The following is a 25,340-nucleotide window of genomic DNA, read 5'->3' as shown; positions in this document are numbered from 1 at the left end:
CACCGGTGCGGCGCGCGGCAGGTACTTGGCGGGTGCCGGGGTGTGCGGCAAGGTGTTCCTGTGGCTGACGCGACGGTGGTGCCGGGCAAGGCGGTTCCGCGCGGGCGGTTTCCGCACGTGAAGGTCAGCGGTGGGTTCGCGTTCGTTTCGGGTACGTCGAGCCGGCGGCCGGACAACTCGATCGCCGGCGCCGCGGTGGACCCGATGGGGACGGTCTCGCTGGACATCCGGGTGCAGACGCGGGCGGTGCTGGAGAACATCCGGGACGTTCTCGCCGCGGTCGGGGCCGGGCTCGAGGATCTGGTCAGCGTGACGGCGTACCTGGTGTCGATGAACGACTTCGGCGGGTACAACGAGGTCTACGGTGAGTTTTTCGACGAGTCGGGTCCGGCCCGGACGACCGTCGCAGTCCATCAGCTGCCGCATCCCCAGCTGCTGATCGAGATCCAAGCTGTTGCGGCGATCCCGCAACATTCGAAGGAGGCATAGGGCATGGCGAACCTGGAGTCGACCAACTTCCCGCAGTGGATCGAGGAGAACAAACACCTGCTGAAGCCGCCGGTCGGCAACAAGCAGATGTTCCCGACCGGGGACGACTTCATCACGATGGTGGTCGGCGGCCCGAACCAGCGCACCGACTTCCACGTCGACCCGTACGAGGAGTTCTTCTACCAGATCAAAGGCACGATGCACGTCGACGTGATGACCGAGGACGGCCCCGGCCGGGTCGACATCAACGAGGGCGAGATGTGGGTACTGCCGCGCAGCATGCCGCACTCGCCGCAACGCGACGCGGACTCGATCGGCCTGGTGGTGGAGCGGGTCCGGGAGCCTGGGACGCTGGAGAAGTTCCGCTGGTACTGCGCCAACTGCAACGGGATCGTGCACGAGGTCGAGCTCCAGGTGACCGACATCGTCGCCGACCTGCCCCCGGTGTTCAAGGCGTTCTACGAGAGCGAGGACGCCCGCACCTGCCCGAACTGCGGCACGCTGCACCCGGGTAAATGACGGTCGACGTTCACACCCACCTGGTTCCGCACGGGTGGCCGGATCTCGCCGCGGCCTGTGGCGGGGACGGGTGGCCGTGGTTGCGGATCGACTCCGAGCGGGCCGCGATGATCATGGTCGGTTCGACCGAGTTCCGCCCGATCGGGCCGCAGGCCTGGGATCGCGGCGTACGGCACGCCGATATGGATGCTGATGGCATCGATCTGCAGGTGGTCTCGCCGACCCCGGTGTTCTTCGGGTACGAGCGGCCCGCCAAGCAGGCGGTCAAGCTGGCCGAGATCTTCAACGACCTCACGCTGGAGACGCTGGCCGGCGACGAGCGGTTCGTACCGTTCTGCCAGGTGCCGTTGCAGGACCCGGACCTCGCCTGCGCCGAGCTGGACCGGGCGCGAGCGGCCGGGCACGTGGGGGTGGAGATCGGCAACCACGTCGGCGACAAGGATCTCGACGACGCCGGGATCGTTGCCTTCCTCAACCATTGCGCGGAGACCGGTACGCCGGTGCTGGTGCATCCGTGGGATATGCCGGGCGGACCGCGGCTGGATCGGTGGATGGCGCGCTGGCTGACCGGGATGCCGGCCGAGACACATCTGTCGTTGCTGGCGATGATTCTGGGCGGGGCGTTCGACCGGTTGCCGCCTGCCTTGAGGATCTGTTTCGCCCACGGGGGCGGCAGCTTCGCGTTCTGGCTCGGGCGGCTGGAGAACGCGTGGCACCGGCGCGGCGACATCGTCCGTGGTTGCTCGGAGCACCCACCGTCGTCGTACCTGGACCGGATCCTGGTCGACACGGTGGTGTTCGAATCAGCGCCTTTGCGGCTACTTGTCGATACCTTGGGGGAAGACCGCGTTCTGGTCGGCAGTGACTATCCCTATCCATTGGGCGAGCGGCCGGTCGGGGAGGTGGTACGGAAGGCCGGCTTCCTGACCGCGGAGCAGCAGCGAAAGTTGCTGACGGAGAACGCCCTGCGCTATCTCGGGAGGTCGGAATGACCGAGGACCGATCGGTGCTGACGCGTGCAGCGCGCGAGCCGGACGAGCAGCTGAAGTACGGCGACCACGCGGACCAGGTGATCGACTACTGGCACGCGAAGGACTACCGCGCGCTGATCGTCTTCGTCCACGGCGGTTTCTGGCGGCCGGAGTACGACCGGAAGCACGCCCGCCCGCTCTGTGAAGCCCTCTCCGACCTCGGCTGGCCGGTCGTGTCCCTGGACTACCGCCGGCAGCCCGGCGATCCCGATGCGACCACCTCGGACGTCCGGACGGCGCTCGAAGCGCTGCCCGACCTGGTCGACGTACACGCCGGTTACTTCCTGATCGGTCACTCAGCAGGCGGCCAGCTGGCGTTGTGGCTCGCCGCGACGACGAACCCGGTCCGCCTCCGCGGCCTGATCGCACTGGCGCCCGTGGCCGATCTCCTGATGGCGGATCGCCTCAACCTGGACGGCGGCGCGGTACAGGCCTTCATCGGCAGCGGCGTACGCAACGACCTGGACCCGGTCCACCTGCCGGCCCCCATCGCCCCCGTAACCCTCATCCACGGCACCGACGACGCCCGCGTCCCGCTGAGCATCACCGAGTCGTACTTCGCCGCCCACCCCACCGCCCGCCTCGTCCGCGTCCCCCACTGCGGCCACTACGAGCTGATAGACCCACTCTCCATCGCCTGGCACGAACTAACCACCGAACTAACCCGCCTGACCGGCTGAGAGTCACTCCTCGTCGGGAATCCGCCGCCAGACGGCGCCGCGTCCGGTTCCTTCAGGACTCACCTTCTGCTCGTACTTGAGTTCCTCGAGAACCAGGCGGATGGTCTGGTCGCTGATCCCCGGCAGTGCCGTTCGGACGTCAGCGAGGCGGAATACTGGTGCCGCATGCCTCAGCACATGCGTCCTGACCCGGTCCTGCTTCGTTCCACCGCTCCGGTCGGCAGCGGCGCGGCGACCGAAGAGCTGGTACGCCGACGCCAGGACGGTCACGAAGTACGACAACCACGGCCACGGGTCGGCCTGGTCATCGTGCCGGTCGTCGGTCGAGCGGAGGAGCGCGGCGTAGTACTCGTCGGCTGAGTCGGCGATGAGCTGCTCGAGCGAAACCCACCGGCAGACCTCGTACCCGCTCTCGATCAGCAGGGCATTCGTCAGCGCGCGGGCGACTCGGCCGTTGCCGTCAGCGAAGGGGTGGATGACGAGCAGGTCCAGAACGAACAGACCGGTAAGGAGAACAGGGTGATGCCTCGCGTCTGCTTGGGCGTCCCGGTAGCGGTTGATGAGGTCGGTCAGGTACTGCGCGGTTCTCGCCGCCGGAACAGGCACGAACCTGACCGTCGTACTGCCGTCCGGCGAGCGGTCGACGACGAGGTTGTCGTCGATCTTCAGCTGACCGCCCGGGTACGCCGTCTCCGACCACAGCAGCCGATGGAGGTGCAGCACGAGGCCGATGTTCAACGGGTGCCAGTCTTCTTGGAACAGGTAGTCGAGCGCCTTGCGGTATCCGACCAGCTCCTGCTCACTCCTGTTGCGCAGTACGCCGGCACTCCCCTCGATGACGCGCTCCGCCCGAGCGACGTCCGGAACCACGACGCCCTCGATAGCCGAGGAGGCCGTGATGCTCTGGATCCGGGCGCGATTGGCGAGCTCCGTCAGCAGAGCCGGTAGCTGATGCCGGTACAGCGCCTCGCTGCCGCGACCGGTATCGATCGAGCGGAGCCGCATGACGATGTCAGCTGGGACCTGACCGATCAGACGGTCGAGGTCTGCGAACGAACGCACCGATCCTCCAAAGAAACCAACAAACGTACTAATCGCTACTCATCTTAGTATGTTTGTTGGTTTTCTTAGCATGTTTCTCGCGTACCGAATCTACTCTCAGTGGCGCGTGACCACTACTTGTCACCGTCAGCTCATGCGTTTGGCGGCGGTGAGGAGGCCTTCGGAGGTGGGGAGGAGGGCTGAGACCAGGTTGTCGTCGTCGCGGACCGCGCGGATCAGGTCTCGGAGGGCCATGGTGTCGGGGTCGCGGTGAGCCGGGTCGGCTACCCGGCCGCCGGTGAGGACGCCGGCGAACGCGACGACGCCGCCGGGGCGGAGCAGGCGGAGGGCTTCGTGCAGGTACGCCGTGTTCTCGCGCCGGTCCGCGTCGCAGAAGACCAGGTCGTAATGCCCGTCGGTGAGCCGGGTGACGACGTCCAGCCCGGCGCCCGCGATCAGCCGGAAGCGGTTGGAGGCGACGCCGGCGTCCAGGAACGTCTTGCGCGCCAGGCGCTGGTTCTCCGCGTCGATGTCGACCGTGGTGAGCGTGCCGTCGGCCCGCATCCCACGCAGCAGCGCGAGCCCGGAGACGCCGGTCCCGGTGCCGATCTCCACGACCGCCTTGGCCGCGGCGCCGGCCGCGAGCATGCTCAGCGCGGCCGCCGCACCAGGTCCTATCGGGGCGACACCGCTGTCCGCGGCGCTCGCCCGTGCACCGGTGACGACTTCGTCCTCGCCGGTGTAGTCCTCGGCGTACGCCCAGGACGTCGGGTCGATGCCGGTGGCGATGGCGTCCTCCCAGTGGTCGGCGGAGTGTTCTGCGGCTGCGGTACCCATGCTGAACCAGAGCCTAGCGGTTGGAAGTCCGCTTTCCGTGCTGCACGCGCGGAGGTTGCGCACTCTTGCTCATAACAACCGGCCCACAATCAGATATGATCGTCTCTTGGAGACGTGACTCACCTGGTGAGGGAGGTGTGTGGAGTGGGGTCAGGCGCGGATGACGTCGATGCCGGCTTCTTTGAAGACGGTCAGCTGGCCGTCGTCGGCCTGGGCGTCGGTGACGAGCGTGTCGATCTCGCTCAGCTCGCAGATCCGGGCGAAGGCGCGCTGCCCGAGCTTGGACGAGTCGGCCACCACGACCACCTTCGCGGCCCGGCTGACGATCAGCTGGTTGATGTTCGCCTCGCCCTCGTGATGGGCGGTGGCGCCGGTCTCGTCGATCCCGTCGACGCCGATGAAGGCGATGTCCAGCGACAGGTCGGACAGGATCCGGTGCGACAGCGGGCCGATCATCTCGTAGGACTGCGGCCGGGCGACGCCGCCGGTCAGCACCATCTTCACGTGCGGCCGGACGATCAGCTCGTTGGCGATGTTCAGCGCGTTGGTGACGAGGGTGAAGGCCGGCTCGCCGTGCTCGGCGGACAGCTCCGGCCGGGTCGCCAGCGTGCGCGCCACTTCGGAGATCGTGGTGCCGCCGTTCATCCCGATCACCATGCCGCGACGCACCAGGGTGGCCGCCGCTTGCGCGATCCGCTGCTTCTCGGACGCGAAACGCGCAGTCTTGTAGCGCAGCGGCAGGTCGTACGACACCGCGTTGGCGACCGCGCCGCCGCGGGTCCGGGTGAGGAGCTGTTGCTTGCCGAGATGGTCCAGGTCGCGCCTGATCGTGGCTGCCGAGACGTGCAACTGCTCGGCGAGCTCGTCGACGTCGATGGCGCCCTTTTCGGCGAGCGACTCGAGCAAGGTGTTCAGGCGTTCATAACGCTTCACCCGGGGCTCCTCCTTCACACAATCGGTCAGCCGGGTGGCGGCTGGTTGGCACCATTCGATCACGTTCGAGCAGTTTCGACCATGACAAGTGCGGAGACGACATGACCCAGACGCCATTTGTGAGCACTGAGATCGCCACTCAGCCGGACCTCTGGCGACAGGTCTCGGACGGTTTCGCGCAGTACGGCGGTGCACTTCCGAAGGCCGGCCAACGGGTCGCGGCCGTGGGGTGCGGGACGTCCTGGTTCATGGCGATGGCGTACGCCGCCCTGCGCGAGGACCTCGGTCAGGGCGAGACCGACGCGTTCGCCGGCTCGGAGTTCCCGGCTGGGCGCACGTACGACGCCATCGTGGTGATCAGCCGCTCCGGTACGACGACCGAGGTGCTCGACCTGATCCGTGCGACCGACCTGCCGACCATCGCGATCACGGCGACGCCTGGTTCGCCGATCGTCGAGCTGGCCGATCACACCATCATGCTGGACTTCGCCGATGAGCAGTCCGTTGTGCAGACCCGGTTCGCCACCACCACGCTGGCCTTGCTGCGCGCGTCGCTCGGCGAGGACCTCGCCCAGGCCGCTGCGGACGCTCAGACCGCACTGACCATCGACGTGGACGACCTGGCCAAGCTCGAGCAGGTCACCTACCTCGGCACGCGCTGGACGGTCGGCCTGGCGCACGAGGCGGGGCTCAAGCAGCGCGAGGCCGCGTCGGCGTGGACCGAGGCGTACCCGGCGATGGACTACCGGCACGGTCCGATCGCGATCGCGCAGCCCGGCCGCGGCGTGTGGATCTTCGGCGAGCCGCCCGCGGGCCTGCTCGACGACGTGACCGCCACCGGCGCCACCGTCGTACACCACGACCTCGACCCGATGGCCTCCCTCGTCGTCGCCCAGCGCGTCGCCGTCGCCAAGTCCCTCGCCCTGGGCCTCAACCCCGACCAGCCCCGCAGCCTCTCCCGCTCCGTCATCCTCAGCTGACCCACCCCGACCAGATCCCACCACGCGATGGGTTACCCCATCCTGTTGCGGGTTCCCCGGTCGTCTGCCGGGGTGGGAACCCACAACAAGGTGGGTTAACCCACCGCGCGGCTATCCGCGGGGGGCGGGGCGGTGTGGCGTGGCGGGGGTGTGGGGTGAAGTGAGGCGGCCGAGGGTGGATGCGGCTACCAGGCCGAGTCCGACCGTTACCAGGGCGGTGTGGGTGCCGATCACTGGTACGAGTACGCCTGCGGTGGCTTGGCCGAGGGCCGAGGCGCCTACGCGGAGGCTGGCGGCGGTGGTGCTCACCCGGCCTTGGAGGTGCGGCGGGCTGTACTGCTGCCGGGCGGCGAACATCGCCGGAAGCGCCGGGCCTTCGGTCAGTCCTGCGGCGATTGCGAGCACGACGAGCACGGCGAACGTGGTGGCGAGCGGCCACGTGAGCAGTACGAGGCCGTACAACGCCACAGACAGCATCACGACGTACTCCGGATGCCACCGCGACTGCAGGCGCGCGAGTACTAGTGTCGTGGTCACGCTGCCGAGCTCGATCGCGGTCCACAGGTAGCCGGCCGCGGACTTCGGCATGCCGAGTTCCACCATGTGCAACGGCAGGGCAATCAGCAGGATGCCGGTGAATCCCATCAGCAGGGTCGAAGTGACGGTGGACGCCCGCAGTCGCGGAGTGCGGGCCAGGTGGAGCAGTCCGCCGACGACCGAGCTCAAGAAGGACTCGCCGCCGCCACCGACCGGTGGGAGTGCGGGCAGGCGGCTGATGGCGACGATGCTGCAGGCCGCCGCAACCACGATCAACACCACGGCGGCATCGACCGAGACCACTGCCGCGACGGTGGCTGCGGTCGCCGGTCCCGCGATCGTGGCAGCGCTGAAGCTCACCGACTCGAACGAGTTGGCCCGTGCGAGTCGTTCGGGCCGGAACAGGCTCGGCAGCATGCTGGTGAACCCGCCACTGACCAGCGGTAGCGTCGCACCGGCGATCGCAGCAAGCGCGGGGGCGAGCCAAGTCGCGCTGTGCCCGACCACCGCAAGCAGGCCGAGCATGACCAGGGCCAGCGTGGCCTGGTTGACCGCGAGCGCGCTGCGCCGGTGCGACGTCCGGTCGAGCCAGGCCCCGAGCAGCGGGCCGGTGATGATCGCCGGAAGGGCGTAGGCGGCGCCGGTGATGCCGGCGAGCGTGGGGCTGTCGGTGCGGTCCAGCACCAGCAGCACGAGCGTGAACGCGACCATCTCGTCGGCGAACCGGGCGAGCGTCGCCGCGAGGTAGTAGCTGGGCACGCCGAGCCTCCTGTAACGCAAATTGATCTGTTACGCGTTACGCTAGCAAATGCGTTACGGGAGGAGTCCAGTGGAAATTCAGTCCCCGGATCGGCTGATCCGGCTCGCGGTCGACCTGGTGAACACGCGGACGCGGGACCCCGAGAAGCTGACCTCACCGGCCGCGGTGCGTGCGTTCCTGCTCGAGCACGGCGAGTCCGAGCCGATCGAGCTGGGCGAGGACGACCTGACCGCGGTCCGGGCGGTGCGGGAGCGGCTGCGTCCGGTCTTCCACGGTGCGGAGGGGCCGCGGGTGCTCAACGAGCTGCTCGCGGAGTACGCCGTGCGCCCGTACCTGTCGGATCACGACGGGTCGCCGTGGCACCTGCACGTGGCGGAGCCGGACGCGTCGTGGGCCGAGTGGCTGGCGGCGACGACGGCGCTGGGGTTGGCGACGTTCGTGGCCGGCCATGGGTTCGAGGCGCTGGGCGTTTGCGCGGCGGTCGATTGCGAGCGGGTCTTCGCGAATCCGGCGGAGCGGCGGCCGCGGCGGTTCTGTACGCCGAGGTGCTCCAGCCGGACCCGGGTCGCGTCGTACCGGGCCCGCCAGAAGTAGCCCGCCACAAGCGGCGCTGACAGATGCGAAACCACTTTCGCTGAGGTCTAGTATTTGCGAAAGCGCTTGCGCTACTCTGCGAAACGGTCGGCTCGCCGATCGCCATCCCCGCAGAGGAGCTTCGATGAACAGATTCGCAATCCGTTGTGCGGCAGGGCTTTCCGTGCCGTTCTTGCTGGCGGCCTGCTCCAGTGCGCCGTCCTCGACCGGTGATTCCGGCTCCGGTGGACAGGTGACGATCACCGTCGGTGACCGTCCGACGAGCTCGGATCCGGCCAACCGGGCGTCGTTCGACCAGAAGGTGTCCGACTTCGAGAAGGCGAACCCGGACATCAAGCTGAACCCGGTCGAGACGCTGTGGGATCCGACCACGTTCCAGGCGCAGGCGGCCGGCGGCCAGCTGCCGGACGTGCTGAACGTGCCGTTCACCGAGCCGCAGGGCCTGATCGCGCGCAAGCAGGTCGCGGACCTGACCAAGGCGCTCAAGGACGACGGCCTGATGGACGAGCTGAACCCGAACGTGCTCAAGATCGCCCAGGACCAGTCCGGCAACGTGTACGCCGTCCCGACCGCGGCGTACTCGGTCGGCCTGGTGTACAACCGCGAGCTGTTCACCAAGGCCGGACTCGACCCGGACAAGCCGCCGGCGACCTGGGACGAGGTCCGGCAGGACGCCAAGCAGATCGCCCAGAAGACCGGCCAGGCCGGCTACGCGCAGATGACCACGAACAACACCGGCGGCTGGATGTTCACCACCCAGACGTACGCGTTCGGTGGCTCGATCGAGAACGCGGACGGCAGTCAGGCGTCGTTCGACGACGCGCCGTCAAAGGCCGCGCTGCAGGCTCTGCACGACATGAAGTGGGTCGACAAGTCCATGGGCCAGGCCGTGCTCTACGACATCGACGGCATCTCCAAGGCGTTCGCGGCCGGCAAGATCGGCATGTACATGTCCGCTCCGGACGCCTACCGCACGCTGGTCAACGTGAACGGCCTCAAGGCGTCGTCGTTCGGCATCGGCCCGATGCCGCAGCAGGGCGGCGACCACGGCACCCTCAGCGGCGGCAGCGTCCAGATCGTCAGCCCGAACGCCACGGACGCCGAGAAGGCGGCCGCGATCAAGTGGATCAAGTTCTCCTACCTGAACAAGTACGTGAACCAGGACGCCGCCGTGACGAGTGCGAAGAGCGGTGTGGCGGGCAAGCTGCCGGTCGGCGTGCCGGGCCTCCCGGTGATCGCGGCGGACCAGTGGTCGACGTACCAGGGCTGGATCAAGCCGTACGTCAACGTGCCGCTGGCGAACTTCGCGCCGTACACCACGGTGGCGGCGGACCAGAAGATCATCCCTGAGCCGCCGGTGAAGGCTCAGGAGGTGTACGCCGCGCTCGACCCGGTCGTGCAGACCGTGCTGGGCAACGCGAAGGCCGACATCCCGGCGCTGCTGACCAAGGCCGCCGGCACCGTGAATGCCAAGCTCGGGCGCTGACTTGCTCCGCCGCCTGCGCAACGGAGTACCGGCGGTGCTGTTCGCACTGCCGGTGCTCCTGGTCTTCGTGGTGTTCTCGTGGGGCCCGATCGTCAAGGGCCTGGTGATGAGCGTCCAGCAGACCAACCTGGTCGACCCGGTGAAGTGGGTGGGGCTGGAGAACTTCCGGTACGTGCTGACCGACCCTGGTGTCGGTCAGGCCGCTCTGAACACGGTCTGGTTCACCTTGCTGGCCTTGCTGTTCGGGTTCCCGGTGCCGGTGCTGCTGGCGATGTTCCTGTCCGAGCTGCGTGGCAAGTCCTGGCTGTACACGACGCTGGCGTACCTGCCGGTGATCACGCCGCCGGTCGTCGCCATCCTGCTCTGGCGGTTCTTCTACGACCCGTCGCCGAGCGGGATGTTCAACAGCATCCTCGGCACGGTCGGGCTCGGACCGTACCCCTGGCTGGACAGTCCGTCGTCGGCGATGCCGTCGATCGTGCTGGAAGCGACATGGGCCGGTGCCGGCAACGCAGTGATCATCTACCTGGCCGCACTGACCTCCGTACGCGCGGACCTGTACGAGGCGGCCGAGCTGGACGGTGCAGGCGTCGTACGGCGGGTGTGGCATGTGATGCTGCCGCACCTGCGTGGTGTCCTGCTGCTGATGCTGCTCCTGCAGGTGATCGGCACGATGCAACTGTTCACCGAGCCGCTGCTGTTCACGGGCGGCGGACCGCAGGGGTCGACGATGACGATTCTGCTGCTGATCTACAACTACGCCTTCGTCAACGGTGACTACGGTGCCGCTACTGCATTGAGTGTGCTGCTGGCACTGGCACTCGCCGTACTGTCGGCTGTCTTCCAGTTTGCGACGCGTGGCTGGAGTACGGAGTGAGCGGCGAGCGCGGTGCGCTGTCGGACGCCGACCGCCACCTCTCCCGCGTTCGGGTGCCGTTCGTCATCGGACAGGTCGCCGTACTGATCGGTCTGGTCGTCGCTGGGCTCGGTCCGCTGCTTTGGTTGCTCAAGGCAGCGATCTCGCCGACGCAGGACAGTATCCGTTCACCACTCGCCTGGTTCCCGTCCGGTCAGGTGCAGTGGGGCAACCTCTCCACTGCGTGGCAGCAGGGCCACATCGGCTTCTACCTCGGCAACACCGCGATCATCGCGGCAGGTACGGCGCTTGCGTCGCTGATCGTCTGTACGACGGCCGGCTACGTGCTGAGCGTGCTGCGGCCGAGGTGGGGTGCAGTGCTGTCCGCAGGCATCCTGGCCACGTTGTTCGTACCGCATATCGTCTCGCTCGTCCCGCTGTACCTGACCGTGCTGAAGGTGCCGGTGGTGCACGCCAACCTGACCAACACGTTCTGGGCGGTCTGGCTGCCACCCGCGGCCAGTGCGTTCAACGTGCTGGTCGTGAAGCGGTTCTTCGAAGGCATCCCGCGCGAGTACTTCGAAGCGGCCCGTATCGACGGCGCCGGGTCGATCCGCGTGTTCACCTCGCTCGTGCTCCCGCTGTCGCGGCCGATCCTCGGTGTGGTCGTGCTGCTCAGTATCATCTCTTCCTGGAAGGACTACCTGTGGCCCCTGCTGGTGCTGACGAATCCGGATCTGCAGCCGGTCTCGGTGGCGTTGCCCAAGATCGCCAAGGTGACGGAGCTCAACATCCAGTTGGCGGGCCTGTTCCTGGCCCTGCTGATCCCGGTGCTGCTCTTCCTGGTCTTCCAGCGGGCATTCCTGCGTGGTGTGGGCCTGTCTGGGGGAATCAAGGCGTGAAGCGTGTTCTGGTCACCGGCGCTGACGGATCGATCGGCCGCGCCGCGGTCGCCGGCCTGCGATCCGCTGGGTACGACGTGACGGGTCTGTCGCTGCGCTACGACCACAGCAGTACGGCAGACCGTCCACTGGTCGGTGATGCGCGGTCAGCTGAGGATGTGGCTGCCGCACTCGACGGTGTGGACGCCGTACTGCATCTGGCCGCGATCCCGCATCCCAGTCTGGGTACGCCGGAGGAGGTATTCGAGAACAACGTTGCGGCCACCTTCAACGTGCTGGCGCAGGCCGGGCAGCAGGGGATCCGCCGGGCGGTGATCGCCAGCAGTATCAACGCGTTCGGCGTACCGATGAACGTGAACGAGGTGGAGCCGGCGTACTACCCGCTCGACGAGGAGGTGGAGGCAGATATCGCCGACGCGTACTCGTTGTCCAAAAGTGTGGACGAGCAGAGTGCGCGGATGGCGTGGCGCCGGTGGGGGACCGACGTGATCGCACTGCGCTTCCCGCTGGTGAAGACCCGTGAGGAGTTGTTCAAGTTCGCGGCGAGGGCTGAGAACGACCCGTCGGTGATGGCTCGGGAGGGCTGGGCCTACCTGGACCTGCGCGACGGTGTGCGGGCGATCATCGCCGCACTCGAGTCAACCGCTGCCGGAGCGCATGTGGTGGGGCTGGCGGCGGAGGACATCCTCATCGACCGGAAGACGGATGAACTGCTCCGCGAGTACGCACCGACGGTCCCGCTGCGGCGACCTGTGCAGGGGCGTGGATCGCTGGTCGACACCACCAGGGCGCGGGAGCTCCTGGGCTTCAGACCGCAGTACTCGATCCACGAAAGCGCCTAGGCGGTGTCCGCGATCACCACGTGAGGTTCTACGTACTGGGTGCCGGGCTCGAGGTCGGCCTCGAGGAGCTGGTTGGCGACCCGGCGGCCGATCTCCTCGAGACCGACGTCGATCGTGGTCAGGTGCCGGGTGCCGCGCTGGTCGTGCATCAGGCTCTCCCAGTTGTCGACGCCGATCAGGGCGATGTCACCGGGGACCTGCCGGCCGGTGGACCGGACGACCCGCTCGATGCCGCGGCCGATCGCGTCACTGCCACAGAAGATCGCGTCCACATCGGGCACCTGGGCCAGCAGCTCGGCCGCGGCCTGCTCGCCCCACTCCTCGCGCCAGCGCCCGAAGCGGACCGGCGCCGCCCACTCGAGTCCGGCGTCGGCGAGGATCTCGGCGGCACCTTCGGCCCGCCGTTGCGCGGCCATGTCGTGTGGCTCCGCGGTGATGTGCGCGATCCGGCGCCGGCCGCTCGACAGCAGATGGGTGATCGCGAGCCGTCCGATGGCGAAGTCGTCGGCGGTGATCGTGGTGTCCTGCGGATCCTCGGACACCGTGAACGCGTTGATCACCGGGACGTCGAACCGGCCCGTGAGCGACGGGGTGCGGAACGACGTACTGGTGCCGATCACGATCACGCCGTCGATCCGGCGGGCCCGCAGCTGCAGGATGCTCTCGGTGACGTCGCGGTCGCCCATCCTGGCGTCGTACAGCAGGATGGCCTGCTCCTTGGCACCGAGCTCGGTGGCGGCGGTGGCGAGCACCACGCGGGTGAACGGGTTCGACGCGCGGTGCGTGAGCACGCCGATGGTCTGACTGCGGCCGCGGGCGAACGAGCGGGCCAGCGCGTTGTGGCGGAAGCCGAGCCGGTCCGCGGTGACGCGGACGTGCTCGCGGGTGGCCTCGGAGATCCGGTCGGTGCCGTTCAGCGCCTTGGAGGCCGTCGACAGCGACACCCCGGCCGCAGCGGCCACATCGGACAGGGTGATCACTGAATCGGCCATGTGCACATCGTAGTCAGCTTCCAGCCGTTGACAGCGGGCTCGACCCGTATCAAGGTGTGATTTGCGAAACCGCTTTCGCTTCCCCTGGGAGGAGCAGTTCATGACCCGTCGCCGTTCTGGCGCAGTCAGTCTTCTCACGGCCGGTTTGTTGCTGGCCGCCGTACTCCAGTCACCTGCTCACGCTGCAACCACTGCGGCGCCGACTCTGACCATCACACCGACCACGGTCGGCAACACCTTCACCGTCGGGCAGCAGGTGAAGCTGGGCTTCAGCACCGACGCCAACACCGTCAACTGGACGGTCCGCGACGCCAGTGGCACCGAAGTCGCCAAGGGCTCCGCCTCGGCGGCCTCACTCAACGGTCAGCTCGCCCTGTCGATCAGTACGCCGGGTTGGTACCAGACCGACCTCACCGCAGTCGGGTCCGACGGCTCGACCGCGCTGGGCGGCACGGACTTCGCCGTACTGACTCCGCATGACTTCTCCACCTCGACGGACACCCGGATCGGTGTCGCGGGTGCGCTGGGGTTCAGCAGCGCCGGCAATCCTGGTCTGGAAGCCGTACCCCTGATGGCCAACGGTGGTATCTCGACCGACCGCGACGAGGCGTTCTGGGCGGCGGCGGAGACCACCAAGGGCGTCATCCAGTTCCCGCAGAAGGTCAAGGACTACAAGGCCGCGCTGGACGCCAACCACGTCGATTTCCTCAACATCCTCGACTACGGGAACCCGCTGTACTACCCGGACGAGGCGCCGTCGACGGACGAGCAGCGCGAGGCGTTCACGCGGTACGCCGTCGCAGCGGTCGACGAGTTCGGCACCGAGCACACGACGTACGAGCTGTGGAACGAGTGGAACCTGCGCGACCCGAACGGCGCCGCGAAGGCCAGCCCGGAGAACTACGTCGCACTGCTCAAGATGGTCAGCGCGGCAGTACGGGCGAAGCACCCGGACGTGAAGCTGACCGGTCCGTCGCTGGCGGTCATCAACGACTGGCAGGGCTGGTTCACCAAGTTCGCGGACCTCGGTGGGCTGGACTACGTGGACGCGGTGACCATCCATCCGTACGTGCAGCCGCTGGATCCCGAGGCGTCCGTCACGTACATGAACACCATCCGCAGCATCATGACGGCGCACGGTTCGAACAAGCCGATCTACGTCACCGAGCAGGGCTGGGCCACCGGTACCAACCCGAGCGCTGTATCGGAGCCGGCCCAGGCTCGCGACCTGGTGCGCGGCCAGTTGCTGTCGTACGGCGCCGGTGTGGCGCGCTACAGCTCGTACAACTTCATGGACTCGGGCACTGACCCGTCGAACGTCGAGAACCGGTTCGGCCTGGTGCGCAACCGGCTCGACGCACGTGGCGCACTCGCCCCCAAGCCGTCGTACGTCGCCACCGCCGTGCTGGCCCGTCAGATCGACGAGCTCCCGCTGGTCGGTGAGACCCGCTTCGGCACCAACGGGTACGACGTCTCGTTCGACGCCGGCGGCGGACAGTCCGTGCACGCAGTCTGGTCGGCCACCCCCGGAGTCGTCGCGGCTACCGCGCCGGCCGGATCGACCGTCCAGGTGACGAACCTGTACGGCGTGACGACGCCGCTGACTGCAGACGCGGGCGGACACGTCTGGGTGACCGCCGGACCAGACCCGGTCTACCTACGCGGCGCGATCACTGGGCCGATGCTTCCGTCGAGCCGCTTCGCACTGTCAGTGAGCCCGGAGATCGCGGGTGATCCCGCGACGGGCACGTTGACCTTCACCAACCCGGATGCGGTCACCCACGCGTTTACGGTCTCCGCCGGCGGCGCTGACACGAACGGTTCGGTGGCAGCGGGTGCGACAGCTACCGCACCGGTCAGCTACCCGGCACAGGACTCGATCGGAGCACGCACGTACTCGGCCAAGGTCACCGTCGACGGACAAGCGGTCGCACTGGTGTCGGCAACTGGCACAGCGACTCCACCGCTGTCAGTGACTGCCTCACACGTAGTTAATGGCAGTGGGAAGGACCTGCTGCGGTTCCGCGTCACCAACGCGTCATCGCACGCGCTGAAACTCGCCGGACTCGACTGGGTGTCCGGTACGTCGTCCGGGACCTTGTTGGCCGGCTGCACGGTCGGTGCGAACTCCACGCGGGAAGTTGATGTGCCGATAACCCTGTCCGGTCCTTCGACGTGGTCCGCAAGCCTGCGACGTGCTGGAGAGCCGGCCATCGCGGCGTCCGGGCAGCTGGTTCCGGTCAGCGCGCCGACCATCGCGAAGCGGCACACGGTGAAGCTGGACGGCGTGATCGACCCAGCAGTCGCTCGGCAGCCTGCAATCGCACTCGAGGGGACCGGTACACCTCCGGTGACCGGCTGGGGTGGGCCGAGCGACCTGTCCGGTTCGCTGTGGCTCACGCATGACGACAAGAACCTGTACCTGTCCGCGAAGGTCACCGACGACGTGTTCTCGCAGCCCAACCGGGCCGGCAACATCTGGGGCGGTGACGGCCTCCAGCTCGGGATGACAGCAGGTGCTCCGGGTGAGACGACCCAGACGCAGGAGATCGGTGTGGCCCTGACCGACGCCGGTCCGGTGGACACCTGGCGCTGGACACCGACCACGCAGGCCGGTGTGCCGCCGGGCGTCCAGGCCAAGGTGGTGCGCGACGAGACCGCTCACACCACGACGTACGAGATCGCGATCCCGTGGAGCACGCTCGGGTTCGCGGCCAAGGACCGGCTGCTGTCGACGACCGTGGTGATCAACGAGAACGACGGCACCGGGCGGCGCGGCTGGCTGACCTGGGGCAAGGGCGTCGCGGAGACGAAGAACCCGGCGCTGTTCAACGCGGTCCGGCTGGACCCGGCCGCGGCCCGGTAGGCGGCAGTAGCCGCGCATTGACTCGGCGTAGGTGCCCTGGTCTGCTGCCCGAGGGGCACCTACGCCGAACCCTTGCCTCCCGCCTAGGATCGGACCAGAGCGATCCGGGACAGGGGAGAGTGCGAGTTGAGTCACACCGTGCTGGCCGAGCTGGTGGCCAACGTGCTGAAGGTCACCGCCAAGGCCGGGGACACGGTGGGCCCGGAGGACACTCTGGTCATCCTGGAGTCGATGAAGATGGAGATTCCGGTGCTGGCCGAGGTGGCCGGCACCATCACCGAGCTGAAGGTCGTCGAGGGCGAAGTGGTCCGCGACGGCGACCCCATCGCCGTGATCGAGGAGAGGGCAGGGGGTGTCTGATGGTTCCACGCCTACTGCGCGGCACTCGGCACGGCACCTCGCCGCACTGGAGGAAAGGCCACGATGAAACCACATCGAGACCTTCCCTCCAGCACGCCGAGCTACCGCACCGAGCACCTGCTCGCTACGGCGTGGAACCATCAGACACCCCCTATTCAACCGAAATGGCTGTCTGCGCGTCTTTATCGGTGAGGGCACCGGCCGGGAACTTCCGGCCGGAGCGCCGCGTTGAGCCGTCGTACGAACAAACCAGGGTTCAGCCCGGGTTTTCCCGACGTGCGCAGAGGACGGTGACCGCGGCACCATGGCCTTCACGCTTATTGCCGAGAAGACCCAGGGAGGCGTTGCGGTGAAGCCGCTCCACACCTCGACGGTGTCTGCGCCCGTGCCGGACGCACTGCCGTCGTGGGACGAGATCGTCCGCACCCACTCCGCCCGCGTCTACCGGCTCGCGTACCGGCTGACCGGCAACAAGCACGACGCCGAGGACCTGACCCAGGAAGTGTTCGTCCGGGTCTTCCGCTCGCTGTCGTCGTACACGCCGGGCACGTTCGAGGGCTGGCTGTACCGCATCACCACGAACCTGTTCCTCGACGGCGCCCGCCGCAAGCAGCGGATCCGCTTCGACGGCCTGCCCGAGGACGCCCACGACCGGCTGCCGGCCAAGGGCGAGGGCCCGGCCGAGAAGCTGGACTCCGACCTGTTCGACCACGACGTGCAGGACGCGCTCGACGCGCTGCCCGAGGACTTCCGCGCGGCCGTCGTGCTGTGCGACATCGAGGGCATGACGTACGACGAGATCGCCGACGTCCTGGACGTCAAGCTAGGCACCGTCCGCAGCCGCATCCACCGCGGCCGGTCGATGCTGCGCAAGCACCTGGAGCACCGGGCCCCGCGGTCCGGCCAGACCCGGGTCGGCGGCCCGCCCGCCGACGGTGGCCTCTTCAGCGACGGAGGTGACCTCCGATGAGCCTGCAGCACCCGATGGACAAGCTGAGCGCTGTCGTCGACGGTGAGCTCGACCACGACTCCCGCGACAAGGTGCTGAGCCACCTGGTCAGCTGCGACACCTGTCGTGCCGAGGTGGACGCGCAGCGCCGGCTGAAGGCGCGGATGGCCGGGCTGGACTCGCAGGACCCGTCCACCGACCTCATGCAGCGCCTGATGGGCGTCTCGTCGTTCTCGACCGAGCCACGGGAAGAGGTCCGTCCGGTGCTCACGCCGGCGGTCAGCCTGTTCCCGCAGCGGTCCGCGTTCCCGGCCGGGCGTACAGGTGGCACCCGGCCGGGAGTCGCCCGCGGCACCCGGTCCCGCCGGCGCACCGGCGTGCTGGGCGCGGCCGGCTCGGCCGCCGCAGTGGCCTCCCTGCTCGGTACTGCGTTCGTCGTCGGCGACCCGTCGCGGTCGGAGCAGCCACCGACGCTGCAGCCGCCGGTCGCGAGCTTCTCGTCCGACCACGCGACCACGAGCGGCGGAGCGCCGTTCGCCGACCCGGTCGCCCTGCTGAACTCCTACAACGGATCTGGGTACGCCGGGCTCACCTCGACGCTCCAGCCGGTGGCCCTGACAGGGCGCTGACCCGTGAGCCTGTCCCGGCTCGCCGTCCTGGTCAGCACAGCCCTGATCGGTTTCGGCCTGCCCACGTCCGCGGCCGCCGTACCGGCCGCTCCGAAGGCTGACTCGCCGACCGCGGTCAGCTGGCTGCAGCGGGCGGCCGCCGCGCCGAACCGGGTCTCGTACCACGGCACGCAGATCATCACCGCCTGGGGACCGCAGGGCGCGAGTTCGGCCATGTTCGACATCGTCCACGCGGCGTCCCAGGGCTCCGAGATCAGCGTGCTCGGTTCGTCGTCGGCGCCCGGCGCGAAGGCGTTCGTCCAGCGGGCCACGACCACAGACGCCGCGATCGACGGCGGACCGCTGGCGTTGCTGCAGGCGACGTACCAGCTCGTCGAGAAGTGCTGCACCGACCTCATCGGCCGGACCGCTGTGCTCGTCGAGGCGCTCCGGGGCGACCAGACGCTGGCGGCCAGGTTCTGGATCGACAAGGCGACCGGACTGCTGCTGCAGCGCCAGTTGTTCAGTGCGGACGGCAAGACGATGGTCCGGGCCACGGTGTTCACCGAGCTGGAGATCGAGAGCTCCGAGTTCTTCGGCCACCTGCCGCCGATGGTGCCCAGCGGCGTCGAGGCGGTCGGCATGGGCAAGGTCGACAACCTGCGCTCGCAGGGCTGGGTGTGCGCACCGGACCTGCCCGCCTCGCTCAAGCTGTACGACGTCCATCAGGACACCGCGAACGGGTCCCTGCAGTTCTCGTACTCCGACGGACTGTTCAACGTCTCGCTGTTCGAGCAGCGCGGCGCGCTCGACCCGGGCGCCGTCGCGGGCTTCAGCAGCATGGACAGCCCCGGCGTCTACCAGCGGTACGGGATGCCGTCGTACGTCGTCTGGTCGTCCCGCGGAATCGTCTACACGCTGATCGGGGACCTGCCGCCGGACCAGCTCGACCAGGTGGTCCGGGCGTTCCCGCACGACGTGCCGATCAAGCTCACCGCCATCCAGCGGCTGGGCACCGGGCTGGCCAAAATCGCGACCTGGCTCACTCCGATGGGTGCACTCTCGCCGAAGCTGGGATAATCGAAGGTGGAAGGACCTCCGGTTACCCCCGGAAGGGCCTTCGACCGACGACCACGACGACGACGTGAGGCGGGGACCGTGACCAGCGACGACGCCGAGCCGACAGTTCCGAACCCGGCGACCGCGGATCCCACCGCGGCCCTGCCCACCACCAGCGAGCCGTCTGCCGGTCACGCCGCGTCGACTCCGCCGGTGCCCTCGCCGTCGCCCGGTCCGCCCACGCCCCAGCAGTCGGCCCCCTTGAACGGGTTGACCCCGCCGCCGCTGGGCGCCGGGGCGATGCCGCTGCGCACGCCCGGCTCCGACGCGGCGTACCGGCAGACGAACGGCCGGTCCACCACCCAGCGCAGCTTCGGGCAGCCCGAGCCGCAGGAGCCCCGGTTCCGGCCGGTGTACCCAGGGCAGGCCTGGCCGACCGAGCAGCCGCAGTACCGGCCCGCGTACGTCCCGCCGCCACCGGCCGACTGGCACGTGCAGCAGGCCCGCTCGTACACGACCGAGCCGCCGAAGGTGAACCGCATCGTCACGATCGCGGGTCTGGTCGCACTGATCATCGGTGTCCTGGCCGGAGCCGGAGCGGCCACGATCGTCGTAGCTCTCGGCGGCGGCAGCAACGCCCCGATCGCCAACCAGCCCAACCCGCCGGTCGGCACCGGCGCCGATCCGAAGATCCGCACCGGCTCGGTCTCGGCCGTCGCCGCGGCCCTGCTGCCGAGCGTCGTCCAGCTGAGGGTCGACGGCGCGGACAACTCCGAGGCCACCGGATCCGGCTTCGTGATCGACAACCTCGGGCACATCCTGACCAACAACCACGTCGTCGCGGCCGCGGCCACCGGCGGCTCCATCCAGGTCGTGACGAACGGCAACAAGACCGCGACCGCGCGGCTCGTCGGCCGCTCCCCGGCGTACGACCTGGCCGTCGTGCAGGTGGTCGGCCTGGACGCGCCGTCGGTGCAGTTCGGCCGGTCGGACCAGGCACTCGTCGGGCAGGACGTGGTCGCGATCGGCTCGCCGCTCGGCCTGGCCGGCACGGTCACCTCGGGCATCATCTCGGCGAAGAACAGACCGGTGACGACGGGCGACGACACCGGCCAGGCGTCGTCGTACATCAGCGCACTGCAGACCGACGCGGCGATCAACCCGGGCAACTCCGGCGGCCCGCTGGTCGACATGAACGCACGGGTGATCGGGGTGAACTCGGCGATCGCGACCGTTCCGGGCTCCGGTGAGGGGCAGAGCGGGAGCATCGGGCTCGGGTTCGCGATCCCGATCGACCAGGCCCGGCGGACGGCCCAGCAGCTGATCGCCGACGGCAGGGCGTCGTACCCGGTGATCGGGGCGAGTGTGGACATGTCCTTCGAGGGCGGTGGCCGGGTCAGCGCGGTGACCGCCAAGTCGCCGGCCGCGCGGGCCGGGCTGCGGGTCGGTGACGTGATCACCTCGATCAACAACGAGCCGGTCGACAGCGCCGAGGTGCTGATCGTCGCGATCCGCACGCACCAGCCCGGAGAGGCTGTGCAGCTCGCGTACGAGCGCGGCGGCCGCTCCCGCACAGTGACCCTGACGCTCGCCCAGCAGATCGGCTGACGCCCCATGACCGGAGTCGATATAGGCTGGTCGGCGTCCGTGTACAGGAGTGAGGTGGGGACATGTTCGGCATCGGGCCACTCGAACTGGTCGTGATCGCGATCGTCGCCGTACTCGTCTTCGGACCGGACCGGTTACCGGAGTTCGCCCGGACCGCGGGCCGCCTGTTGCGCCAGGTCCGGCAGATGGTGAACAACGCGCAGAACGATCTGCGCAGCGAGCTCGGCCCGGAGTTCGCCGACCTCGAGCTCCAGGACCTGAACCCGAAGAACTTCGTCCGCAAACACCTGCTCGACCCGATGGACGACGACGAGAAGCCGGTCTCCGAGTTCACCGACTCCGCGCCCGAGCGCCTCCCGGCCGGCCAGCGCCCGCCGTACGACCCCGAATCGACCTGACCCCTACTTCCGCCGCAGGAGCAGGGCAGTCGCGACCGCACCAGCGGCCGCGGGCAGGAGTGCGAGCACGCCCCAGAGCGGCGTGTACGGGTGGACGCCGTACTCCGACGCGAGCAGGAGCGTCAGGCCGAGGGACGCCGTGAGCAGTACGACCACGACGCCGAGGATGCCCGCGACCAAACGGTGTGAGCGGGCCAGGCCGGCGACGACCAGCCAGAGCAGGACGTCGAGCACGGCAACGCCGTACACCAGGCCGTAGATTGCCCCCGCGGACACTTGCTTGCCGTGCGGCGCGTAGACCGACGCGGCGTGGTCGATCAGGCTCCGGCTGCCGGCCTGGTCGACGATCGCGATGACAGCAAGCAGGACCGAGAGTCCTACAGCGGTGAAGGCTGTGGATTTTTCAGAAAGTGACTGTCTCATGCGAGTGACTGTATCAGACAGTGACTTGCTGAAGCGTGTGACTATCTCGTACCGTGGCGGGTATGGCTACCGGTCTGCGGGAACGATGGCGCGTCAAGGCGCGACGGACGATCCAGGAGCGCGCGCTCGACCTGTTCGACGAGCGCGGGTTCGACGCGGTGACGATCGAGGAGATCGCCGCCGCGGCCGAGGTCTCGCCCTCGTCGGTCTACCGCTACTTCGGCACCAAGGAGGGCCTGCTCGTCGCCGACGAGTTCGACACGATGAGCCAGGAGGCCCTGGACGAGATCCTCGACGTCGACGACCCGGTCGGCAGCATGATCCAGATCGTCCGCGCCTACGAGCAGGCCCCGGCCGACGCCGAGCCGATGTCCCTGCGCCGGATCCGGTACTTCTTCAAAGAACCATCGATCCGTACTGCGTTCTGCGCGTCGCTGGACCGCGCCAGCCAGCGCATCGCCCCGATGATGACCGGCGGTCACCTGACCGAGACCCAGGCCCGCGTGGCCGCGAACGCCCTGGTCTTCGGTTACTTCTCCGCGTTGGAGCAGTGGTATCTCGACGACGGGGTCCGCCCGGTCGCCGACTACGTGGCCGAAGGTCTCGAGCCGCTCCGCCCGATCTGGTCAGTCGGTGGCGAGTAGGTCGTAGGTGACCTTGTCGTCGACGTGGCTGGAGATGTGGAAGGCAGCGCGTTCGGTGCCGACATGGCGGAAGCCGGCCTTCTCGGCGGTACGACGGGCCGACGCGTTGGTGCCCGCCGTACGGATGAAGAGCCGGCGACCGCCGAAGTCCCCGAAGTACCACTCGGCAACTCGCTGGATCGCCTCGGCCATCACGCCACGGCCCTGCGCGTCGGGGTGCATCCAGTAGCCGAGCTCGGCGTCGCGGACCTCGCCGTGGTGGATGCCGAACATGGTCAGATTCCCCAGCCCCTGGTCGGTCTCGGCATCTGCCACGCACCAGTTGAACCGCCGCCCGGCGGCCGCCTGCTCGGCCATGTCCTTCAGCCAGAAGCGGGCGTCCTCCGCGGTGAACGGCTGCGGGATGAACGGCAGGAAGTGCGCGGTCGCCTGATTGGTCCGCGCGGTGGTGATCCGCGGGATCTCGTCCTCGCGCCAGGTGCGTAGCCGCAACCACGGCGTCTCCAGCACCGGATGCTCGAACCACGGCTGCCGCGGCTGCCGCTCGTCGTCCGGTCCGATCCACCCGGTCCACGCGTCGACCCGCTCGCCGCCTTCTTCCGCCATGTCCGGGATCGTCTCACCCAGGCGGAATCCGGTCGCCCACGCGACCCGCCGCGACGGCCAGTTCCCGACCTGGGCCCACCAGCGGATCACGTGGAAACCGCACGTCGTGAAGCCGAACTCGAGGATCAATCGCACTGCCCGGCTCATCACCCCGGCCCCACGAGCCCATGCCGACAGGCCGTAGTGCACGCGGGCGTTGCCGTCCACATCGGGCTCCAGGGCGACGCTTCCGGCGTACCGGCCCTGGTACTCGATCACGAACATCAGCCGCTCGCGTCGTTTCCACGCGTCGGTGATGCCGAAGGTCATCCACCGGCGGGCGTCCTCGTCGTTCCAGCGGGAGCCTTCGCGGTTGCGTTCGGCCTGGGCTTCGATGTCGTCGGGTCGGGGCGCGCGGAGCGTCACCACCCCGTCGGTCAGGACCGGATGCTCAGCAGGAATCGGCACCCGGCCAAGTCAACACCAACCGACGGCTACCTTCAGCCGGATTACCGCCCGGGTTATCGCCCGGCGGGGGAGAGGCCGAGCTGGCGGCCGAGCAGCCCGCGGGGCTTGCCGCCGAGGGTGGATGCGATCTTGTCGAGGACCTCTGCTGCCGCGGTGTCGGGGTCGGCCGCGACGAGCGGCTGGCCGAGGTCGCCGCCGGAGCGGAGGCGTTCGTCCAGGGGGATCTCGCCCAGGAGCGGGATGGGGTAGCCCAGCCGGGTCGACAGCGTCTCGGCGACGCGAGCACCGCCGCCGGAGCCGAAGATCTCGATGCGGTGCTCCGGACCGCAGTGCGGGCAGGGCAGGTACGACATGTTCTCCACGACGCCCGCGACCCGCTGATGCACCATCTGCGCCATCGTCCCGGCGCGCTCGGCGACCTCCGCGGCAGCCTCCTGCGGCGTCGTCACCACGATCACCTCGGCGCTGGTGAGCCGCTGGCCGACCGAGATCGCGATGTCACCGGTGCCGGGCGGCAGGTCGAGGAGCAGTACGTCGAGGTCGCCCCAGTACACGTCCGCCAGCATCTGCACCAGCGCCCGGTCCAGGATCGGGCCGCGCCAGGCGACCACCTGGTCGCGCTTCGGCTTCAGCATGCCGATCGAGATCACCTTCACGCCGTGCGCGGGCACCGGCATGATCATGTCGTCCACGGCGGTCGGCCGCTCGTCCGCGACCCCCATCATCGCCGGCACCGAGTGCCCGTAGATGTCCGCGTCCAGGACGCCGACCGACAGTCCCTGCCGGGCCATCGCGACCGCGAGGTTCACCGTCACCGACGACTTGCCCACGCCGCCCTTGCCGGACGCGATCGCGAACACCTTGGTCAGCGAGTCGGGGCGCGAGAACGGGATCTCCTTCTCGGCCACCCCACCGCGCAGCTGCGTCTGCAGAGCCGCTCGCTGGTCGGCCGACATCACGCCCAGGTCGATCTCAACCCCGGTGACACCGTCGAGTTTGGTCACCGCGGCCGTGGTGTCGCGGCGGAGCGTGTCCTTCATCGGACAGCCCGCGACGGTCAGCAGGATGCGGACGGCGACAACGCCGTCCTCCCGCACCACGACGGACTCGACCATGCCGAGATCCGTGATCGGTTTCTTGATCTCCGGATCCAGCACGCCACCGAGCGCCGCGGTCACCTGATCAGCAGTGGGAGCCATGCCCCAAGGCTACGTGCTCACCCCACCCCACCCGACCACGGTCCATGTGACGTGGGTCCGGCAAGGCAACCCTTACCCGCTCCGCTCCTGTTGGACGGTTGAAAGGGCGGCAGGGTGGGGTGGGTGGGTTACAGGCCGGGGGCGCCGTAGATGGGGAACCAGCGCGAGAGGTCCTGCTCGAAGTTGAGGTCTGCGCCGATGACGGACTTGATCTGCAGTTCGGTGGCGTTGTCGCGGCGGTCGGCGCCGGCCGGGACGAACGGGTACCAGGAGCCGCGTTTGTACAGGTACACAAGGCCGACCGACCGGGTCCCGTTGCTGAAGGCGACCAGCGTGCACAGCAGCGAGGAGCCGAAGCCGGCGTCGACCAGCGACGAGTTGACGGCGTGGAGGTCGGTGACCAGGGTCTCCAGGTCATCGGGGGCCGTCTGCCGGACCAGCCAGGTGAAGCCGTACGAGTCCGTCGTACTGGTGAATTTGCCGTTGTCGAGCTCGAGCAGCTTGTCGACCTCCTCGCGCAGCGTGGAGAATCCGCCGCCTTCGGCTGCCTTGAAGCAGACCGAGCCGCTGCCGGTCGGACGGTAGCCCGCCGCGGTCTCCAAGGTGATCGCGGCCGACGGAAGCGAGAACAACTGATCGAGATTCGGCGGGACGGCTTTACTCCGCCCGAGCAAGATGTCGAGTAGACCCATAG

27 protein-coding genes are annotated in these 25,340 nt (G+C 68.5%); 18 read left to right on the top strand and 9 right to left on the bottom strand.

Translation table 11 applies throughout. The annotated features are described in order from the left end of the window. Positions 1–60 precede the first annotated feature (60 nt). The 4 genes from OHA18_RS05395 to OHA18_RS05380 are packed head-to-tail and all read left to right on the top strand — an operon-like array spanning position 61 to position 2,719. Positions 61–489, top strand: a complete 429-nt coding sequence (locus OHA18_RS05395; protein WP_329002563.1) for a RidA family protein — start codon at positions 61–63, stop codon at positions 487–489. Positions 490–492: 3 nt separating this feature from the next. Further along, entirely contained in the window at positions 493–1,008 is a 516-nt protein-coding gene (locus tag OHA18_RS05390) for a 3-hydroxyanthranilate 3,4-dioxygenase (RefSeq protein WP_329002562.1), read from the top strand. Beyond that, on the top strand, positions 1,005–2,000 hold the full coding sequence (locus OHA18_RS05385; RefSeq protein WP_329002561.1) for an amidohydrolase family protein: 996 nt from the start codon (positions 1,005–1,007) through the stop codon (positions 1,998–2,000). The genes OHA18_RS05390 and OHA18_RS05385 overlap by 4 nt, the downstream gene beginning before the upstream one ends. Further along, on the top strand, positions 1,997–2,719 hold the full coding sequence (locus tag OHA18_RS05380) for an alpha/beta hydrolase family protein (protein ID WP_329002560.1): 723 nt from the start codon (positions 1,997–1,999) through the stop codon (positions 2,717–2,719). Before OHA18_RS05385 ends, OHA18_RS05380 begins: the two co-directional genes overlap by 4 nt. A gap of 3 nt (positions 2,720–2,722) precedes the next feature. Here the strand turns inward: OHA18_RS05380 and OHA18_RS05375 are convergent, their stop codons facing one another. From OHA18_RS05375 to OHA18_RS05365, 3 genes are all read right to left on the bottom strand, one after another. Beyond that, a complete protein-coding gene (locus tag OHA18_RS05375) occupies positions 2,723–3,781 on the bottom strand; it encodes a Fic family protein (protein ID WP_329002558.1) in 1,059 nt (352 codons plus the stop codon). A 126-nt stretch (positions 3,782–3,907) separates the two neighbouring features. Then, complete coding sequence (locus OHA18_RS05370; RefSeq protein WP_329002557.1) at positions 3,908–4,597, bottom strand: O-methyltransferase; 690 nt, start codon at positions 4,595–4,597, stop codon at positions 3,908–3,910. Between the two features lie 150 nt (positions 4,598–4,747). Further along, complete coding sequence (locus tag OHA18_RS05365) at positions 4,748–5,530, bottom strand: DeoR/GlpR family DNA-binding transcription regulator (protein WP_329002555.1); 783 nt, start codon at positions 5,528–5,530, stop codon at positions 4,748–4,750. 119 nt (positions 5,531–5,649) lie between these two features. Here OHA18_RS05365 and OHA18_RS05360 point away from each other — a divergent pair, with 119 nt between their 5' ends. Then, complete coding sequence (locus OHA18_RS05360) at positions 5,650–6,510, top strand: SIS domain-containing protein (protein WP_329002554.1); 861 nt, start codon at positions 5,650–5,652, stop codon at positions 6,508–6,510. 111 nt (positions 6,511–6,621) lie between these two features. On the opposite strand, the gene OHA18_RS05355 is transcribed toward OHA18_RS05360, so the two are convergent. After that, positions 6,622–7,806: an MFS transporter gene (locus tag OHA18_RS05355; protein ID WP_329002553.1), complete on the bottom strand. Its 1,185-nt coding sequence runs from the start codon at positions 7,804–7,806 to the stop codon at positions 6,622–6,624. Between the two features lie 70 nt (positions 7,807–7,876). On the opposite strand from OHA18_RS05355, the gene OHA18_RS05350 reads away from it, so the two are divergent. From OHA18_RS05350 to OHA18_RS05330, 5 genes are all read left to right on the top strand, one after another. After that, the gene (locus OHA18_RS05350) at positions 7,877–8,401 is read left to right on the top strand and encodes a CGNR zinc finger domain-containing protein (RefSeq protein WP_329002552.1); all 525 of its coding nucleotides are present in this window, start codon (positions 7,877–7,879) and stop codon (positions 8,399–8,401) included. A gap of 124 nt (positions 8,402–8,525) precedes the next feature. Beyond that, entirely contained in the window at positions 8,526–9,887 is a 1,362-nt protein-coding gene (locus OHA18_RS05345) for an extracellular solute-binding protein (RefSeq protein ID WP_329002551.1), read from the top strand. 34 nt (positions 9,888–9,921) lie between these two features. Further along, positions 9,922–10,764 (top strand): carbohydrate ABC transporter permease, encoded by an 843-nt coding sequence (locus OHA18_RS05340; RefSeq protein ID WP_329002550.1) that lies wholly within the window; start codon positions 9,922–9,924, stop codon positions 10,762–10,764. Continuing rightward, on the top strand, positions 10,761–11,645 hold the full coding sequence (locus OHA18_RS05335) for a carbohydrate ABC transporter permease (protein ID WP_329002549.1): 885 nt from the start codon (positions 10,761–10,763) through the stop codon (positions 11,643–11,645). Before OHA18_RS05340 ends, OHA18_RS05335 begins: the two co-directional genes overlap by 4 nt. Then, positions 11,642–12,487: an NAD-dependent epimerase/dehydratase family protein gene (locus OHA18_RS05330; RefSeq protein WP_329002548.1), complete on the top strand. Its 846-nt coding sequence runs from the start codon at positions 11,642–11,644 to the stop codon at positions 12,485–12,487. Before OHA18_RS05335 ends, OHA18_RS05330 begins: the two co-directional genes overlap by 4 nt. On the opposite strand, the gene OHA18_RS05325 is transcribed toward OHA18_RS05330, so the two are convergent. Then, a complete protein-coding gene (locus OHA18_RS05325) occupies positions 12,484–13,479 on the bottom strand; it encodes a LacI family DNA-binding transcriptional regulator (protein WP_329002546.1) in 996 nt (331 codons plus the stop codon). The genes OHA18_RS05330 and OHA18_RS05325 overlap by 4 nt on opposite strands. 100 nt (positions 13,480–13,579) lie before the next feature. Here OHA18_RS05325 and OHA18_RS05320 point away from each other — a divergent pair, with 100 nt between their 5' ends. The 7 genes from OHA18_RS05320 (at position 13,580) to OHA18_RS05290 (ending at position 21,327) form a co-directional block, all read left to right on the top strand. After that, the gene (locus OHA18_RS05320; RefSeq protein WP_329002545.1) at positions 13,580–16,345 is read left to right on the top strand and encodes a sugar-binding protein; all 2,766 of its coding nucleotides are present in this window, start codon (positions 13,580–13,582) and stop codon (positions 16,343–16,345) included. Between the two features lie 138 nt (positions 16,346–16,483). Then, entirely contained in the window at positions 16,484–16,705 is a 222-nt protein-coding gene (locus tag OHA18_RS05315; protein ID WP_329002544.1) for a biotin/lipoyl-binding carrier protein, read from the top strand. Between the two features lie 304 nt (positions 16,706–17,009). Beyond that, positions 17,010–17,675, top strand: coding sequence for an RNA polymerase sigma factor SigE (sigE, locus tag OHA18_RS05310; protein WP_329002543.1), 666 nt, complete (start codon positions 17,010–17,012; stop codon positions 17,673–17,675). Further along, positions 17,672–18,283 carry an anti-sigma factor family protein gene (locus tag OHA18_RS05305; protein WP_329002542.1) on the top strand — a complete coding sequence of 204 codons (612 nt, stop codon included), beginning with the start codon at positions 17,672–17,674 and terminating at the stop codon, positions 18,281–18,283. Before sigE ends, OHA18_RS05305 begins: the two co-directional genes overlap by 4 nt. A 3-nt stretch (positions 18,284–18,286) precedes the next feature. Then, positions 18,287–19,342, top strand: coding sequence for a transcriptional regulator (locus tag OHA18_RS05300; RefSeq protein WP_329002541.1), 1,056 nt, complete (start codon positions 18,287–18,289; stop codon positions 19,340–19,342). Positions 19,343–19,420: 78 nt separating this feature from the next. Next, the gene (locus OHA18_RS05295) at positions 19,421–20,929 is read left to right on the top strand and encodes a S1C family serine protease (protein WP_329002540.1); all 1,509 of its coding nucleotides are present in this window, start codon (positions 19,421–19,423) and stop codon (positions 20,927–20,929) included. 62 nt (positions 20,930–20,991) lie between these two features. Further along, positions 20,992–21,327, top strand: a complete 336-nt coding sequence (locus tag OHA18_RS05290; protein WP_329002539.1) for a sec-independent translocase — start codon at positions 20,992–20,994, stop codon at positions 21,325–21,327. A 3-nt stretch (positions 21,328–21,330) separates the two neighbouring features. On the opposite strand, the gene OHA18_RS05285 is transcribed toward OHA18_RS05290, so the two are convergent. Continuing rightward, positions 21,331–21,750 (bottom strand): hypothetical protein, encoded by a 420-nt coding sequence (locus OHA18_RS05285; RefSeq protein WP_329002537.1) that lies wholly within the window; start codon positions 21,748–21,750, stop codon positions 21,331–21,333. 62 nt (positions 21,751–21,812) lie between these two features. Between OHA18_RS05285 and OHA18_RS05280 the strand changes: the two genes are divergently transcribed. Next, positions 21,813–22,394 carry a TetR/AcrR family transcriptional regulator gene (locus tag OHA18_RS05280; protein ID WP_329002535.1) on the top strand — a complete coding sequence of 194 codons (582 nt, stop codon included), beginning with the start codon at positions 21,813–21,815 and terminating at the stop codon, positions 22,392–22,394. Here OHA18_RS05280 and OHA18_RS05275 read toward each other — a convergent pair. From OHA18_RS05275 to pspAB, 3 genes are all read right to left on the bottom strand, one after another. Further along, complete coding sequence (locus OHA18_RS05275; RefSeq protein ID WP_329002534.1) at positions 22,377–23,447, bottom strand: GNAT family N-acetyltransferase; 1,071 nt, start codon at positions 23,445–23,447, stop codon at positions 22,377–22,379. The genes OHA18_RS05280 and OHA18_RS05275 overlap by 18 nt on opposite strands. 53 nt (positions 23,448–23,500) lie before the next feature. Then, positions 23,501–24,646 (bottom strand): Mrp/NBP35 family ATP-binding protein, encoded by a 1,146-nt coding sequence (locus tag OHA18_RS05270; RefSeq protein WP_329002533.1) that lies wholly within the window; start codon positions 24,644–24,646, stop codon positions 23,501–23,503. Between the two features lie 128 nt (positions 24,647–24,774). Beyond that, positions 24,775–25,338: a PspA-associated protein PspAB gene (pspAB, locus tag OHA18_RS05265; RefSeq protein ID WP_329002532.1), complete on the bottom strand. Its 564-nt coding sequence runs from the start codon at positions 25,336–25,338 to the stop codon at positions 24,775–24,777. Between the last annotated feature and the right edge of the window lie 2 nt (positions 25,339–25,340).

Source organism: Kribbella sp. NBC_00709 (assembly GCF_036226565.1).
In the GTDB taxonomy this organism is placed as follows: domain Bacteria; phylum Actinomycetota; class Actinomycetes; order Propionibacteriales; family Kribbellaceae; genus Kribbella.
The sequence above is the reverse complement of the archived record's forward strand: the minus strand, read 5'-3'. Positions and strand labels throughout refer to the sequence as shown.